This is a genomic window from Acinetobacter sp. 228 (assembly GCF_048147885.1).
On record NZ_JAYWYV010000008.1, the window covers coordinates 63,845 to 78,350 of the forward strand.

A 14,506-nucleotide genomic window follows, 5' to 3' on the forward strand; every position below is an offset into this window, starting at 1 on the left:
TGATGATAGAGTCGAATTTGCCTACATTCACGAAGCCTGAATTGCCAATGAATATTCAAAAGATTCGTGAATATTTGCCCCATCGTTATCCATTTTTACTGGTTGATCGCGTTGTTGAGATTACCGAAAATGGCATTGTTGGTTATAAGAATGTCTCAATTAATGAAGAGTTTCTGCAAGGCCATTTCCCGAATTATCCCATCATGCCGGGTGTGCTGATTGTAGAGGCATTGGCTCAAATTTCTGGAATCTTGGGCTTTGTGATGAATAATGAAGTTCCAAGCGAGGGTTCATTGTTCCTGTTTGCGGGTGCGGAGAGGGTTAGATTTAAAAAACAGGTGGTTGCAGGTGACCAATTGGTTTTAAAATCTGAATTAGTGATGCATAAACGCGGCATTTACAAATATAATTGTACTGCCACAGTAGATGGCGTCGTCGCAACAACCGCGGAAATTATGGTTTCGCATCAGAAAGTCGAGCAGGCATGAGCAATAATCCCCTGATTCATCCAACTGCCATTATTGATTCATCAGCAGTCATTGCTGCCGGTGTAGAAATTGGTCCTTATTGTATTGTTGGGCCAAATGTCACTATTGGGGCGGGTAGCAAACTTCATTCACATGTCGTGGTGGGAGGCTATACGCGTATAGGTGAATATAACGAAATTTTCCAGTTTGCCAGTGTGGGCGAAGTTTGTCAGGATCTAAAATACGCAGGTGAAGAAACCTGGCTGGAAATTGGTGATCATAACAAGATTCGCGAGCATTGCAGTCTGCATCGTGGTACGGTCCAGGATCAAGGTATAACCAAGATTGGCAGTCATAATCTGCTCATGGTGAATACGCATATTGCTCATGACTGTATGGTCGGTGATTATAATATTTTCGCCAACAATGTCGGTGTGGCTGGTCATGTGCATATAGGTGATTACGTCGTCATTGGCGGTAACTCTGGAATCCATCAGTTCTGCAAGATTGACTCTTATAGCATGATTGGGGGTGCATCATTAATTCTAAAAGATGTCCCGGCTTATGTCATGGTTTCAGGCAATCCGGCGCATGCATTTGCCATGAATGTCGAAGGTATGCGTCGTAAAGGCTGGTCGAAAGATACCATTAACGGTTTGCGTGAATCCTTTAAGCTGATTTATAAATCGGGATTAACCACTCAGGAAGCGGTTGAGAAAATCCGTGGCGAAATTCTTCCAGAAGTTCCTGAAGCACAACGTCTGATTGATTCACTTGAGCAGTCTAAGCGTGGCATCGTGCGCTAAATGACAGAATTAAAAAAAGACACCTTCATGGTGTCTTTTTTTGTTTTAGAACTTTCTATTTTACTTAAGAAATTTTATTTCCTCTGCTTTCGGATAATTCTTCAATAACTTTGTTTTATATTGCGATGCAAGCGTAGCATTCTTTTCGACATCTTTGCTGATGTTATAAAGCTGATACAGGGCAGTAGAGGCTTTTGCCGAATTTGGATAGCGGTCCACTACAATCAGATAATTTCGTTTCGCTTCAGCAAATTTTGGCGGGTCGATCGCCAGATTGAATTCTGCTAACCAGAAATAAGCATTGCTGATATAAACGCTATTCGGATTGTTTTTAATAAAGTTTTGCATGGGTGCAATGGCTTTGGCTGCACCGCCATTTTTATAAGCATCTAAAGCCACGGTATAAGCTGCTTTTTCCAGCTCAGCAGGTTGCTGTCCGCTGCTTGCTGTATTGACCTTATTTGCGCTTAGGCTGGGTGCAGTATCCTGTGGGTTTTCCTCCGTTGGATTGTCTTCAGCAGGTTCAATTTTTTGCTGTAACAGTTCTAGGCGCTGATCGAGATCGGCATAACGATTGTTCAGTTCATTTTTAAGCTGCGCAATCTCATTTTCCTGTTCCTCTATTTTACCGCGCAAAATCCGCAGATCATTCTCGAGCTGCTGGTTCTTTTGCATGATTTGCCAGCTGGTATTGGTTTGAACGGCTGGAGCTGCGCCAGCAGGGATTGCGGCTGGGGTATTGACTGCAGTCTGGTTGCTGGTTTGACTCAAGCCACGCGATTCAATAGGAATATTGGCAAATAGAGGAATGGTAAAGAGTGCTGTCACTGCACACAATACGGTCTTTTTAAGCATCATAAAATTTCCATAATTCTTTGTGAGATGCGGATCCGCTACTCATCTTTTCAAGATAGATCATTGATATACGTTGCACACATTAAAAACGGCATTTTTAGAAAATGCAACAAGGTTTTACAAAGATCATGTGAATCTGAGTATTGATGGATTGATTGTGAAGATTGCTCCCAAAGCTGCAGAAATATCGATATTGTTTTTAAAATAATCAAACGGATAGCTGAAAGGGGTATTTTAAGAAACAAGGCTTGCAACTTGATTAAAAATCTCTATACTCTGTTTTTGTAATGGTAGCCCTGCTGGTTACTTCGCAATTGTACTCTATGAACCCCGCCAGGACCGGAAGGTAGCAACGGTAGTAGAACTATGATGTGCCGGAGCTTTGCTGGTAGGGTTGCCACCATATTCTTATTATAATAACAATGCGACTTCGCAGTTTTATATTTTCACATATCATTCCTTTTTCAATATCCTCACACAGCATTATCTTATTAGTTTAATGATTAAATCATTATTAGTTTATATTGTGCTTTACTTTATTTTCTCAACTATATGGGATTAAATATTTAATTCATTAAGGCTTTCAAAAAAAAGATAAGAGTTAATCTTCTGCTTTACGGTTAATTGCCTTGATAATCGCATCCATTTCAAAACCACGATACATCAGGAAACGGATCTGTTTGGCTTTGAGCTTAGGATCTTTAGTGACTTCTATTCCATATTTTTTTACTTTTAGCTCGTAGGCCTGCTGTACCCAGTCGGTTTCCTTGAGTTCTTCCGAAATAAGCGCGGCATCAATCTTTTTACTCTTGAGTTTCATTTTAATTTGATTGGGGCCTTTGCCTTTACGCTTTTGACTCGACAACATGGTTTCCGCTACGCGCTGATCACTTTGATAGTTCTCACGGGACAGCTCTTCAACCAGATTAATAACTTCATCACGATGCTCTGCATAGAGGGCGAGTTTCTCTATCAGTTCAGCTTTGGAATATTCCTTGCGCGTCAGTACCGCAAAAGCATAAGAACGTAAACGTGAGCCAGTCAGTCCTGGTTTTTTTTCATCTTTGGCTGATGATGAAGAAAACAGGCGTTCCTCGGGATCAAATTCAGGAGTGTCTTGCAGCGCTGTTTTTGCAGGTCGAGTATGATCTTCAGTATCGCCAAACTGCTGTTTTAAAGTTTTATAATCGAGCAGTTTGCTAAATTTCGCGTCTGACATGATTCTCTCGGATTTTACATTCCATATATAATAACAAAACGCCCCGTAGGGCGCTGTGTCTTGACGTTTATAGATGATGCATCTAATAAGATCACGCATCTAAAAAGTCGGGCTCTTCCTTGCTATTGTCTTCTTCAACAACCACTGCTTTAGTCAGAAGCTGGTCGCGAATCAGTTTTTCAATCGTCTGAGCCATTTCTTTATGCTCTTCCAGATAACGGATGGTGTTGTTCTTACCTTGGCCAATTTTTTCGCCTTGATATGAATACCACGCACCGGCTTTCTGCACGATTTCTTGCTGTACAGCAAGGTCGATCAATTCACCTAGATGGTTAACACCTTTACCGTAAAGAATCTGGAATAGTGCTTCCTTGAACGGAGGCGCCATTTTGTTTTTCACGACTTTGACTTTGGTTTCAGACCCAACAATCTCGTCACCTTCTTTCACTTGTCCAATACGACGAATATCCAGACGTACAGATGCATAGAACTTCAGTGCGTTACCACCAGTTGTGGTTTCAGGGCTACCGAACATGACACCAATCTTCATACGAATCTGGTTAATGAAGATCACCATGCAGTTTGAGCGTTTGGCATTACCGGTAATTTTACGCAGTGCCTGGCTCATCAAGCGGGCTTGCAGACCCATATGCGAGTCACCCATTTCACCTTCAATTTCAGCGCGCGGAGTCAAGGCAGCCACGGAATCGACAACGATCATGTCGATCGCGCCAGAACGCACCAGCATGTCTGCGATTTCAAGTGCCTGTTCACCGTGATCGGGTTGCGATACCAGCAGGTTGTCGATATCTACACCCAGTTTGCGTGCATATTGAGGATCAAGTGCGTGTTCTGCATCGATGAATGCACATGTACCGCCTGCTTTTTGACACTCTGCAATTGCTTGCAGAGTCATTGTGGTTTTACCTGAAGATTCAGGACCATAGATCTCGACGATACGACCTTTAGGTAAACCACCAATACCGAGCGCGATATCCAGCGTTAAAGAACCTGTAGACACAGCTTCAACTGCCTGAACGGTATTGTCACCAAGACGCATAACTGTATTTTTACCAAACTGTTTTTCAATCTGGCTTAAGGCAGCATTGAGCGCCTTGTTTTTATTCTCATCCATCTTACAACCTCAATACGATGTCACTAAGTTAGTACTCAAGTGGATGTCTTAAATTAGAGCTTTGTTCCACAGGTGTATAGTGACAGAATTTTCCCTAGTGTTCTATAAAAGTCAGCGCATGTACGACATATTCTGACGCTTAAATTTAATCGTCATTATAGGACCATGACTCATCAAAATTCTGACTATTTTCATTTTTAAATTTACTGATGTCACGACGATCTTTCTTGCTTGGACGATGGTCGGGACGAGCTAGATTATGCAACTTTCTTTGTGATGTAATCAATTCCCGACGTGCAATACTGACTTCGGTTTCTTCATACAGTTTTTGTGCCACCGGTGCAGGGCCACGAACATCAGAAAGTTCCTTAACCAGCACGGTTTTTTTGTCGATACCTTGCTGAATCGTCAGTTCCATACCGACGCGGACTTCGCGTGATACCTTGACACGTTCACCATTGTGATGAACTTTACCGCCTTCAATCGCATGTTTGGCAATCGAACGGGTTTTGAAAAACCGTGCTGCCCATAGCCATTTGTCTATACGCATGCCTACCGCATCTTCGGGTAAAGACGATTTACGCATATTTTATTTCTACCTCAGCCTGATTTAAATATGTGATTAAATCTGTTAATTGGTGCAGCATCGGGTAATTGCAAGTCTCGCGTGCGACTTTGGCTGAAGAGGGTTGCTGGATGCTCAACAGATTCTGAATGCCATAGGTTTTGGCGCCATTCAGGACTTTTTCGGTATCATCAATAAAATAAGCATGTTTAGGATCAAATGGATGCAGTGCATTCAGGCCTTGCCAGAATTCGACAAATTCTTTGGCATGCCCAATCGTTTCTGAGCTGACAATCACATCAAAATAATCTCTTAAATTCAAATGATCCAGTTTGAAAGCTAGACCGGCACAGTCAGCATTGGTGGCCAGCCAGATGGGATAGCCGTTATTTTTAAGATAATCCAGTAATTCAAGACAGTGAGGGCGTAAAGCGACTTTATCTTTATGTTCAATTTGCATGGCCAAAACATCGACTCCGACTTTCGCCGTCCAGAAGCGCGAGGAGTACCAATTTAAAGTGTGATTATGTTGCTGATAGAATGCAAAGAGTATCGCTTGGCTTTGTTCCAGGCTACAGCCATGAGTTGCTGCATAACGCACAGGCAATAACTCGTTCCAGATAAAATCATCGTAGGCAAGGTCAAGTAAAGTACCATCCATATCGAAAATGATAGTCGGTCTTTGCATTCAGGATTCTCCAAAGTTTTTCAAAGTTCAACAAAGCATGTAGAAAAGCTTTAGATTCAATGAAATTAGCTGTCTTTCGCGTTCTTTAACGGTGATCAAATAATTTCAAAGTTCAACAAAATCATTTACCTTTCAAGAAAAAATGATGTACATCGGGTATACATCATTTCGCTCTGCTTGAATATATGCAAAGTATAGAGCATTTGGGCAGGAAAATTTATATGGGTTGAAGTGATGGTGGGCTTAAATTCAATAAAGCACAACTACATGAAAAGGTGGGGGTGGTGACAGATCGGGGTGGTCCGTCGATTCGACTAATACCTAACCTTAATATCGTGTGGCAATACCGCTATTGTGTTGAAAGGAGGGGGATGAATATCTGAAACAGCTCACAGTTAAAGACATTTGCGATCTTTGGTGGGATACGAATGCGTTTCATAAAGTTTTTTATAAGTAGAATTATCGGGCCTTTGAGTTGCTGGTTTATCTGCAATAAGTAGACGCGAGCAATGAGGTTGAAACGCATCAGGTGCAAAAAAAATGTACTTTGGCAGCACAGAACCCAACTGGTCGCGCTTTACAAATTGGATAATAATCCATAAAGGTCATTCAATTGTTTTGCTCTATTTTCTTCGCTTAAATAAGAAACACATTAATTAAATTGTAAGGAATAAAAATGGATGCTGATTTTCAAAGTGTCGTTAATCTAGGAGTGCCATCAGGTCCTCAACCCACACATTTAATTGCTTACATGCAGAACGGTGAAATTAAGACAGTCGAACTCAAAAATGCTTCTGTCGGACTGGCAGAACATGGTGGAACTGATCTAGAGCAGATTTCTAAAGAAGTCATGAGTTATCTTGATTTAAAAGAGGATATTAAGATTATCGCTATTACTGATTTAGGAATGCATTAATTTTCTTAGCCAAGAAATTATATTTTTACTAGGCTGTGTTTTAAGAATACGTTGATTTAAGAAATGAAACTATGATTTTCATTTGTAAAACTCATAGTTTTATTTTTAATTAAGGCAATAAATTAATTTTTTATAAAAAATCTAATTTACGAAAATTTTCCAAACCCATCTAAATATATTTCCAATAAAATTTGGAAATAAATAACCTATAATGAAGCAAGAAATTATAGTGATAATAACTATTTTAACTGAACTAAATGAAGTGCTGAGATAAAATGATGTAAAAATCGCCAATCCCAATCCTAGAATAACCCCACCTATTGAGTAATACAGTGCCGTTATTAATCGCTCTTGATTATTCATTCCCCATCCTCAGAGTAATTTTTTTATTAATATAAAATCACAAGTGCTTGATTTATTTTGAATTACATCAAATCGGTACACATGGTCTTTTTGAAATATCAATAGATTTACTTAAACAGATAGTATCTCTAATGTACTCAATTAAAATTAAATTTTTATTCTCAATCGTATCTTTATAAAAATTAACGAAATTATGATACACAAGATAGTTATTCAAATATTTTGTTGCTACTCCTTTAAATGTATTAATAATCATAGCTTTTAAGCAACTATGATAATTATTAATGGTTTGAATATTAAATATACCTTTAGAGCGCTTATCGGTATCAATGCGTATATGATTCAGATTCATATCATTTGATAGCTTTTGATATGGGCGCAGGGAATCAGTAACAAAAATCGACTCAGTTTTAATTTTTCCATCTAAAACCTTTTGTACATCCGATAAAGTTGGGCGACCAAGATTAGATATTTTAGCAATAGATAGCCCACTGAGATTTACACCACAGGTAACACAGACCTGCTCTTGAGATATTCCTCGTTTGGTTGCTTTTGTCCCTCGCTGATGCGCTGGGCGTGGCAACATAAAGTGTTTATGATTACCTTTGTAAGATATAGTCGTATATGTTTCATCTGCTTGTACTACCCCATACAATTCAACTTCATCCATCATTTTTTGTAAGGCATCAAGTATTTTATGTCGCCAAGCAAATGCTGTTGCAATGTTGATTTTACAAATTCGAGCGCTTTTGCGAATTGAGTATTTCTCTAAAAAGCACTCAATATATTTATCCCAAACATCTATACTTTTATGAGTCTTATATAGAATAGTACCTGTTTGTTCTACAAAGGATTTTTTACAAATCCTACATAAATAGCGTTGATTGTTATTTTCTTTTCCATTCTTTACAAAATGTTTAGACTCGCAATGCAAACAACAAGAAATTTTTTTAGGTTGAATAACTTTTTTAATATTATCTTTTGCTGATACAGACAATAAGAAAGCTTGCTTATCATGCTCAGAAAGATTGCTAAATAATTGTTTTATAACATCAAGGTTTTTAGTAACATCCATAATGTATCACCTTGCCAATCACTATTTAGCTTTAAACATATCGCACAAATATTAATCAATCAACGATTATTTAAAACACAGCCTTTTACTAAAGCTCGGATGGTGGTACTTATCCGGGCATTTTTATCTTAAAAAAATAATACAAAATCGCGATAGTCGATGGGCGTCTGCAGTCAATCTAGCGGGTAATACGGGTATGCAAATAGAATTGAAATCGTAGCAAAGTCCTCCAGTTAAGAGTTTCTATCTATTATGAATGTAAGTATGTTTTTGAATATATGTATAAAATTAAATAATAAATAAAAATATATCTAAATTAATATTTTGAAACTCTATCCCTGCCTATTGAAAAATATGTTAGGTTTTTCAGAGCATTTGAGAGATTCAGGTTTTCTATGTTTAGAGCAACAGCAGCGCCACAAGACCCGATGGTTTTACAGTTCGTGCCCATTTTGACCCAAGCTTGTGAAATTTTGCGAGAAGAATATCAGCGTTATTGTTCTGGTGCAGCTTTTGATGTCATTAAAAAGGATGATAATTCTCCGGTGACTCAGGCAGATTTTCGGGTTAATACTTATCTGACTCGGGCTTTGGCGGAGATTTCAGACTTACCTTTATTGTCTGAAGAAGGGCAAGAGCATGAACGCCGCTCATGGACAGAATTCTGGTTGCTTGATCCGCTAGATGGAACCAAAGAGTTTTTGCACCAACGGCCTGAATTCACCATTAATTTAAGTCTGGTCAGAGGCAGTTTAACCACTTTTGCCATATTGGCGGTTCCTGAGCAGCAACTGATTTATTTCTGTCCAGAGCAGGGATTGCCTTATAAATATGATATTCGAACTATGGCCTGGTTCGAATATGAAACGTCTTTGACAACCAAAATACTTTCTGTAGGTTTGAGTCAAAGCAGCCAGCAGAAACCGAAATATACCGAGTATTTGCAAAGTCTGGCCAAGCTTACTGACTATACGGAATTTAAAGCGGGTAGTGCCTATAAATTTTGCCTGATGTTAGAAGATCAGGTGGATATCTATCCACGGTTTCATCCGACCTCGGAATGGGATACCAGTGCTGGTCAATGTATGCTCGAACGGATTGGTGGTGGTCTGGTCGATTTTAAAGGCCGTCCATTTACCTATAATCATCGGAATACCTTGCTGAATGGCGGATTCATTGCCTTTAAAAATAATGAGATGAAAAATATTGCATTGCAGGCAGTGTCTGACATGCAGACTGAGCATTGAGCAAAATCCTGAGCATGTTATAGTGGTAATTAAGCTATTACAAATCCACTAGGCTGTAACGTGTCCCTGAAACTGCTTCCTCCGAGTATGTTGAGTGCAATTGATCTATTGCCCGATGTACAGACGCCTGTCACCTTATTCACACGACATTCGATTCGTGAGGATGTGCGGGGTCAGGGTTTAGCAGGTTATGACCTGCAACTGACCAGTCAGGGACGGGATCTGGCGCAAGAATGGGGCGCTTATCTGGCTGATCAGACGGATCGCATGATTCATCACTGTATTTCGAGTCCGATCCAGCGCTGTATCGATACCGCTGCCCTGATGATTGAAGGGGCAGATGCGGTTACTCCTGAGCAAAATACCCATAACATTGAAATTATAGAGCAGGGGCTTCTGGTTGAGCCGGGCAGTTTTGTGCTGGATATTCAAAAAGCCGGACCTTATTTCGCCAAGCAGGGTGCGCTCGGCTTCATTAACAGTTTTGTCAATAATGCCTTGCCGGGGATGAAACAGCCGATTCATGGTGTGGTGGATGTGCTGGAACTGATTTACAACACTCATCCGCAAAATAAATATGGATTGAGTCTGGCCGTCAGCCACGACACCATTTTGGCAGCAATGATTGCGGTGATGTCGGGACGTCAGGATGTTAGTCGGGAAGACTGGCCAAAAATGATGGAAGGGTTATTTGTCTGGTTCGAGGGAGATATATTTTTAGAGTCCAAACTAAAATGGATCTGGCGTGGTCAGGTACATGAACTGGATATTGCTGATTTTAAGCGCTCACAGACTTCTTAAATAAAATTATTTTATCCAAGACTCAATTGTTCGCAGCAATTGAGTTTTTTATTTTTAGCTGGAAAATTTATAAAGATGCTGAACTTCTGTATTGACCATCAACTATAAGTCAGTCTAAAACGTTAAAGAGTAAATTCTAAAATAGCATTTTTTACATTTATAAGATAAAAGTTCAATAATGTAACGCTGAAAATTATCTATGCTTGATAGATATGGAAATCTTCTTGAGAAAAAATTATGAAAATTATTACACTTTTAAGCCTGATCGCGATTTTGGGTTTAACCGCATGTCAAAAACGGGACACTGACAATTCGAAACAGGACAAAACGACTTCGCCATCCTCTATGGATAAAGATCGATAAGTTAAAAGAACTTGAAAATAGAAATATGACTTGGTTTTGAATTTATTAAATAGTTATCCAATCTCAGCATGGTATTGGCAGGTTAAATACATCAGCCAGGCGGTATGAATATGAAGATTGATATTTTTTTTCTTTAAATTTTCTAAATTTCAGATACAAAAAAAGCCCTAAAAAGGGCTTTTCTTATTTGCGATTAGTTAGAAGCTAGTGCTTTAACTTGCGCGTTCAAGCGGCTCTTGTGACGAGCTGCTTTGTTTTTATGGATGATGCCTTTGTCAGCCATGCGGTCGATTACTGGAACAAGCGTTTTGTACGCTTCAGTAGCAACAGCATAGTCATTAGTGCTGATAGCAGCTAATGTACGTTTAAGATAGGTACGAACCATAGAACGCAAGCTTGCGTTGTGTTTGCGTGCTTTAACGTTTTGACGAGCACGTTTTTTAGCTTGAGCAGAGTTTGCCACTCGTGCACTCCTTGAAATTGATTGGTCTGGGCGGGCTGAAACTCAACTGAAAACCAACATCAGAGGAATTATCACCAGCCCGTAAACAAGTGCCATATTCTGATTAAACTAAGCACCGAAGTCAAGTCTTGACATGCTTTGACAACATTTTAGATGCAGAAAAATTCTAAAGAAAACGTTAGATTAGTATTCCACCTAGGAGATCGTATAAAAAATGACTAAATCACTGACTCATCCCGTTGTTATAGGTGCCACCGGATTGGTAGGGAAACAACTAATAAAACGTTTGCAGGAAGAACCCACTTGCCAGCAGATTACTGCAGTGGTCAGAAAATATCAAAAAGATCTGGATGCTCTGGATAAAGTTCAACAACTGGTATTAGAGGATTTCCTGATGCTGAATGATCAGGATGTCAGCCAGCATAGCCATGGCTTTAGCTGTCTGGGCAGCACCATGAAAAAAGCCGGATCTAAACAGGCATTTTATAGTATTGACTATACGATAAACGCACACTTTGCAGAGCTATTGCAACAGACTTCAGCGCATTACCTGCTGCTGAGTGCGATGGGCGCCAATTCGCAATCACATTTTTACTATAACCGGGTTAAAGGCGAACTGGAGGATTATGTGCAAACATTGACCCTGGATAAAATCAGTCTGATTCGGCCTTCATTGCTTATTGGTGAACGTCCAGAACAGCGTTTTCTAGAAGATATCGCGCAGCAGGTTTACCATAAAGTATCGCGTTTTATTCCTGACAATTTTGTTTACAAGCCAGTGACAGCTGAACAGGTCGCTCATACTATGGTCGAGGCTGCGCTGACCCAGACGGTAAAATTTGAAATTTATGATAATTTACGTATACAAAAAATGAAATGAGGGGAAAACACCGTGTCTACAGCAGCATTTGTTACCTGTGACTTGTTAGATGACCATCCTGAGCTAGAGCTTCAAGTAGTTACACCTTGTCTGGACGGTAAATTTTTTAAGAGTTATGGATCACGAAAAAATTTTGGCGGTCAGATCGTCACGGTGAAATGTTTTGAAGATAATTCACGTGTCAAAGAATTGTTGGCCACAGATGGAACCGGCAAGGTACTGGTGGTAGATGGTGGTGCATCAATGCGCTGCGCCTTGATGGGTGACCTGATTGCAGAGTCAGCTGTAAAAAATCATTGGAATGGTGTAATTATTTATGGTTGTGTGCGTGATGTCGATGCAATCGCTGAACTTGATCTTGGTGTGAAGGCCTTAGCTGCGATTCCGCAAAAGAGCAATCGTAAAGGCATTGGTGAAGTTGATATACCACTGTACTTCGGTGGTGTTACCTTTCAATCAGGTGAATACGTCTATGCAGACAATAATGGTATCGTTTTGTCTAAAGAAAAACTGGTGGACTAATCCTGTTTATTGAAAACATACAAAAATCAGCTATAACGTGAAAGTTCGGCAGTTTAGATTGCAGCTTTCACGGCTTGAAAATAATAAAGAGGATAGATGATATGTTAGGTCATCAGATTAAAGTAGCACAGGCATTGGCATCTGCATTTCTGGAAGGCGGTCGAGGAACGACTGGAACCCCGTTTCCAAACCAGCCTGAAAAGCCGCTAAAGCTTTATGAATACGAAGGCTCACCATTCTGTCGCCGTGTACGTGAAGTGATGACTTTACTGAACCTCGATTACGAAGTGTATCCATGTCCACGAGGTGGTAAACGCTTTCGTCCCGAAGTAAAACAGCAGGGCGGTAAACTTCAGTTCCCATTTTTAGTGGATGAAAACACGGGAGATAAGCTCTACGAATCTCAGGATATTATTCACCACCTGTTTAAGCATTATGGCAAAACTGGTAAAACCCCAGCCAAATATGCAAATTATCCAAAGGTGCCAGTTGCCGCCATTGCCGGTACGATGGTGAACGGCCTGCGTGGTGGTATGGCGAAACCCTTAAAGAAAGATAAACCTGTACCTGCACAGCTTCTTGAACTGTGGGGCTTTGAAGCCAGCCCATATACCCGTATTGTCCGTGGTGTATTGTCTGAGCTAGAAATTCCCTATATCTACCATAATGTAGCGAAAGAGCGCTGGCAGGATCAGGGTCTGGCAAAACTGCGACTAAAACCGGGTAAATATGAACCATTGCCGGGCGGTAAGCGTGAACATGTCTTGGAAGTGATGGGAAATAATATTCAGGTACCTTATCTGGTCGACCCGAATACCAATGTGAAAATGTTCGAATCGAAAGATATTGTGGATTATCTAAAACGTCAGTATGGATCTTGATTCCTGTAACTGTTTTAAATAAAAGAATTCCTAAGCCAGAAAAAAAGAGGATCATTTGATCCTCTTTTTTATATTTCTTATTCTTCTTCAGCAGGTGGAACCAGCATGAGAATTGATTCATTGAGCAGATCTGCCAGATCTTCCAGCATATCTTCATCAGCAAAGTCCAGGTCCAGCATCACAGACTCACCATTGGCAATCAGCTTGAGTTTTTCTGCAAAAGCTTCCGAGACACATAAACCTTCGCCATTGCCCCAGAACAGTACTTCACCATCTTCTTCAGTATAAAGCAGGCGTGATGCAGGCTCGAGCATAATGCTATAACCCTGATCCAATGCCTCTTCCAGGTCGCCCGTACCAATTTCCTCAGCTTCCGGAAGGTTTTCTGGGTATTTGGGTTCAGACATCAGGCTCATAATGGCATCTTCAAGTACATTGGAGTTATGCAGCTGCTCCATGATTTTGTCTTTCAGATATTCAAGCTCATTGCCTGTGACTTCACCGGCAGCACTGATTTGATCACGAATGATGTCAGTCAGAGGATTGCGTAAAGCTTCATTTTCGGCAAACTTGTCGCCGACACGATCCATCATGTCACTGACATTCGGCATACGGAAACCGAAAGAATAAGTCAGGCAGTCATCTTCAGCGACGCCGTAGTGAGCCAGACCAGGCGGCACATAGAGCAAGTCGCCAGGTGTCAGGACTTCATCAAAATTAACTTCCATTTCTGGTAACAGTTTGAGTGGTTGACCTGGAACGAATGCAGTTTCGGCATCACACATTTGCCCAAGCTGCCAGCGACGGTGGCCATAGCCTTGTACCAGAAATACATCATAGAAGTCGAAATGTTTGCCGACTGAACCGCCTTGCGGTGCATAAGACACCATAATGTCATCGCGACGCCATTGTGGAATAAACGGGAATTTTTTCCAAAGTGCCGACAGGTCAAATGAATAGTGATCTACAGCCTGAACCAAAAGCGTCCAGAGCTTAGGCATCTTCTGGAAATCTGCTTTGAGTAAAGGCGAAGATTTCACGCTCCACTGATTCGGATCACGGTCTTTCTGCTTGATGAGACGGGCAGTGACATGTTCTTCAAGCGCAAGTTCCATCACATCGTTGGGTTCAAGCAAACTGACGATTTCAGGCATCGCATTACGCACCAGTAAAGGTTTCTTTTGCCAGTATTCACTAAGGAATTGTTCAGCGGTCATACCGCCTAATACGTCTAAAGGTTGAGACATAGAGTACAGCCTG

General features: G+C 40.5%; 17 protein-coding genes and 1 other RNA gene. 10 read left to right on the plus strand and 8 right to left on the minus strand.

Annotated elements, in window-relative coordinates; genetic code table 11:
- Positions 1–2: 2 nt before the first annotated feature.
- The gene (fabZ, locus tag VXQ92_RS08220; RefSeq protein ID WP_171254947.1) at positions 3–488 is read left to right on the plus strand and encodes a 3-hydroxyacyl-ACP dehydratase FabZ; all 486 of its coding nucleotides are present in this window, start codon (positions 3–5) and stop codon (positions 486–488) included.
- A complete protein-coding gene (gene lpxA, locus VXQ92_RS08225) occupies positions 485–1,273 on the plus strand; it encodes an acyl-ACP--UDP-N-acetylglucosamine O-acyltransferase (RefSeq protein ID WP_064096008.1) in 789 nt (262 codons plus the stop codon). The genes fabZ and lpxA overlap by 4 nt, the downstream gene beginning before the upstream one ends.
- Before the next feature lie 60 nt (positions 1,274–1,333).
- Here lpxA and VXQ92_RS08230 read toward each other — a convergent pair whose 3' ends face one another.
- Positions 1,334–2,131 carry a YbgF trimerization domain-containing protein gene (locus VXQ92_RS08230; protein WP_064096009.1) on the minus strand — a complete coding sequence of 266 codons (798 nt, stop codon included), beginning with the start codon at positions 2,129–2,131 and terminating at the stop codon, positions 1,334–1,336.
- Positions 2,132–2,425: 294 nt separating this feature from the next.
- Between VXQ92_RS08230 and ffs the strand changes: the two genes are divergently transcribed.
- An RNA gene (gene ffs, locus VXQ92_RS08235) (signal recognition particle sRNA small type) lies at positions 2,426–2,522 on the plus strand.
- Between the two features lie 207 nt (positions 2,523–2,729).
- Here the strand turns inward: ffs and VXQ92_RS08240 are convergent.
- From VXQ92_RS08240 to VXQ92_RS08255, 4 genes are all read right to left on the minus strand, one after another.
- A complete protein-coding gene (locus VXQ92_RS08240; protein ID WP_416681073.1) occupies positions 2,730–3,347 on the minus strand; it encodes a regulatory protein RecX in 618 nt (205 codons plus the stop codon).
- Positions 3,348–3,438: 91 nt separating this feature from the next.
- The gene (gene recA, locus VXQ92_RS08245) at positions 3,439–4,482 is read right to left on the minus strand and encodes a recombinase RecA (RefSeq protein ID WP_416681074.1); all 1,044 of its coding nucleotides are present in this window, start codon (positions 4,480–4,482) and stop codon (positions 3,439–3,441) included.
- A 145-nt stretch (positions 4,483–4,627) separates the two neighbouring features.
- Positions 4,628–5,068, minus strand: a complete 441-nt coding sequence (locus VXQ92_RS08250) for an RNA-binding S4 domain-containing protein (protein WP_144723958.1) — start codon at positions 5,066–5,068, stop codon at positions 4,628–4,630.
- Positions 5,061–5,735, minus strand: coding sequence for an HAD-IA family hydrolase (locus VXQ92_RS08255; RefSeq protein WP_416681076.1), 675 nt, complete (start codon positions 5,733–5,735; stop codon positions 5,061–5,063). The genes VXQ92_RS08250 and VXQ92_RS08255 overlap by 8 nt, the downstream gene beginning before the upstream one ends.
- A 676-nt stretch (positions 5,736–6,411) precedes the next feature.
- Here VXQ92_RS08255 and VXQ92_RS08260 point away from each other — a divergent pair.
- Positions 6,412–6,651: a hypothetical protein gene (locus VXQ92_RS08260; protein WP_064096049.1), complete on the plus strand. Its 240-nt coding sequence runs from the start codon at positions 6,412–6,414 to the stop codon at positions 6,649–6,651.
- A 430-nt stretch (positions 6,652–7,081) separates the two neighbouring features.
- Here the strand turns inward: VXQ92_RS08260 and VXQ92_RS08265 are convergent, their stop codons facing one another.
- Complete coding sequence (locus tag VXQ92_RS08265; RefSeq protein ID WP_064102046.1) at positions 7,082–8,089, minus strand: IS1595-like element ISAcsp6 family transposase; 1,008 nt, start codon at positions 8,087–8,089, stop codon at positions 7,082–7,084.
- A 395-nt stretch (positions 8,090–8,484) separates the two neighbouring features.
- Between VXQ92_RS08265 and VXQ92_RS08270 the strand changes: the two genes are divergently transcribed.
- The 3 genes from VXQ92_RS08270 (at position 8,485) to VXQ92_RS08280 (ending at position 10,500) form a co-directional block, all read left to right on the plus strand.
- Entirely contained in the window at positions 8,485–9,336 is an 852-nt protein-coding gene (locus VXQ92_RS08270; protein WP_064096050.1) for a 3'(2'),5'-bisphosphate nucleotidase CysQ family protein, read from the plus strand.
- 60 nt (positions 9,337–9,396) lie between these two features.
- The gene (locus VXQ92_RS08275; RefSeq protein ID WP_064096051.1) at positions 9,397–10,137 is read left to right on the plus strand and encodes a histidine phosphatase family protein; all 741 of its coding nucleotides are present in this window, start codon (positions 9,397–9,399) and stop codon (positions 10,135–10,137) included.
- Between the two features lie 237 nt (positions 10,138–10,374).
- Complete coding sequence (locus VXQ92_RS08280; protein ID WP_416681077.1) at positions 10,375–10,500, plus strand: hypothetical protein; 126 nt, start codon at positions 10,375–10,377, stop codon at positions 10,498–10,500.
- A gap of 193 nt (positions 10,501–10,693) precedes the next feature.
- On the opposite strand, the gene rpsT is transcribed toward VXQ92_RS08280, so the two are convergent.
- Positions 10,694–10,963, minus strand: a complete 270-nt coding sequence (gene rpsT, locus VXQ92_RS08285) for a 30S ribosomal protein S20 (protein WP_005096723.1) — start codon at positions 10,961–10,963, stop codon at positions 10,694–10,696.
- Positions 10,964–11,177: 214 nt separating this feature from the next.
- On the opposite strand from rpsT, the gene VXQ92_RS08290 reads away from it, so the two are divergent.
- The 3 genes from VXQ92_RS08290 (at position 11,178) to VXQ92_RS08300 (ending at position 13,246) form a co-directional block, all read left to right on the plus strand.
- A complete protein-coding gene (locus VXQ92_RS08290; protein ID WP_064096052.1) occupies positions 11,178–11,843 on the plus strand; it encodes an NAD(P)H-binding protein in 666 nt (221 codons plus the stop codon).
- Between the two features lie 12 nt (positions 11,844–11,855).
- On the plus strand, positions 11,856–12,365 hold the full coding sequence (rraA, locus tag VXQ92_RS08295; RefSeq protein ID WP_416681078.1) for a ribonuclease E activity regulator RraA: 510 nt from the start codon (positions 11,856–11,858) through the stop codon (positions 12,363–12,365).
- Positions 12,366–12,466: 101 nt separating this feature from the next.
- A complete protein-coding gene (locus VXQ92_RS08300) occupies positions 12,467–13,246 on the plus strand; it encodes a glutathione S-transferase N-terminal domain-containing protein (protein WP_416681079.1) in 780 nt (259 codons plus the stop codon).
- A 77-nt stretch (positions 13,247–13,323) separates the two neighbouring features.
- On the opposite strand, the gene VXQ92_RS08305 is transcribed toward VXQ92_RS08300, so the two are convergent.
- The gene (locus VXQ92_RS08305) at positions 13,324–14,493 is read right to left on the minus strand and encodes a JmjC domain-containing protein (protein ID WP_416681080.1); all 1,170 of its coding nucleotides are present in this window, start codon (positions 14,491–14,493) and stop codon (positions 13,324–13,326) included.
- Positions 14,494–14,506 lie beyond the last annotated feature (13 nt).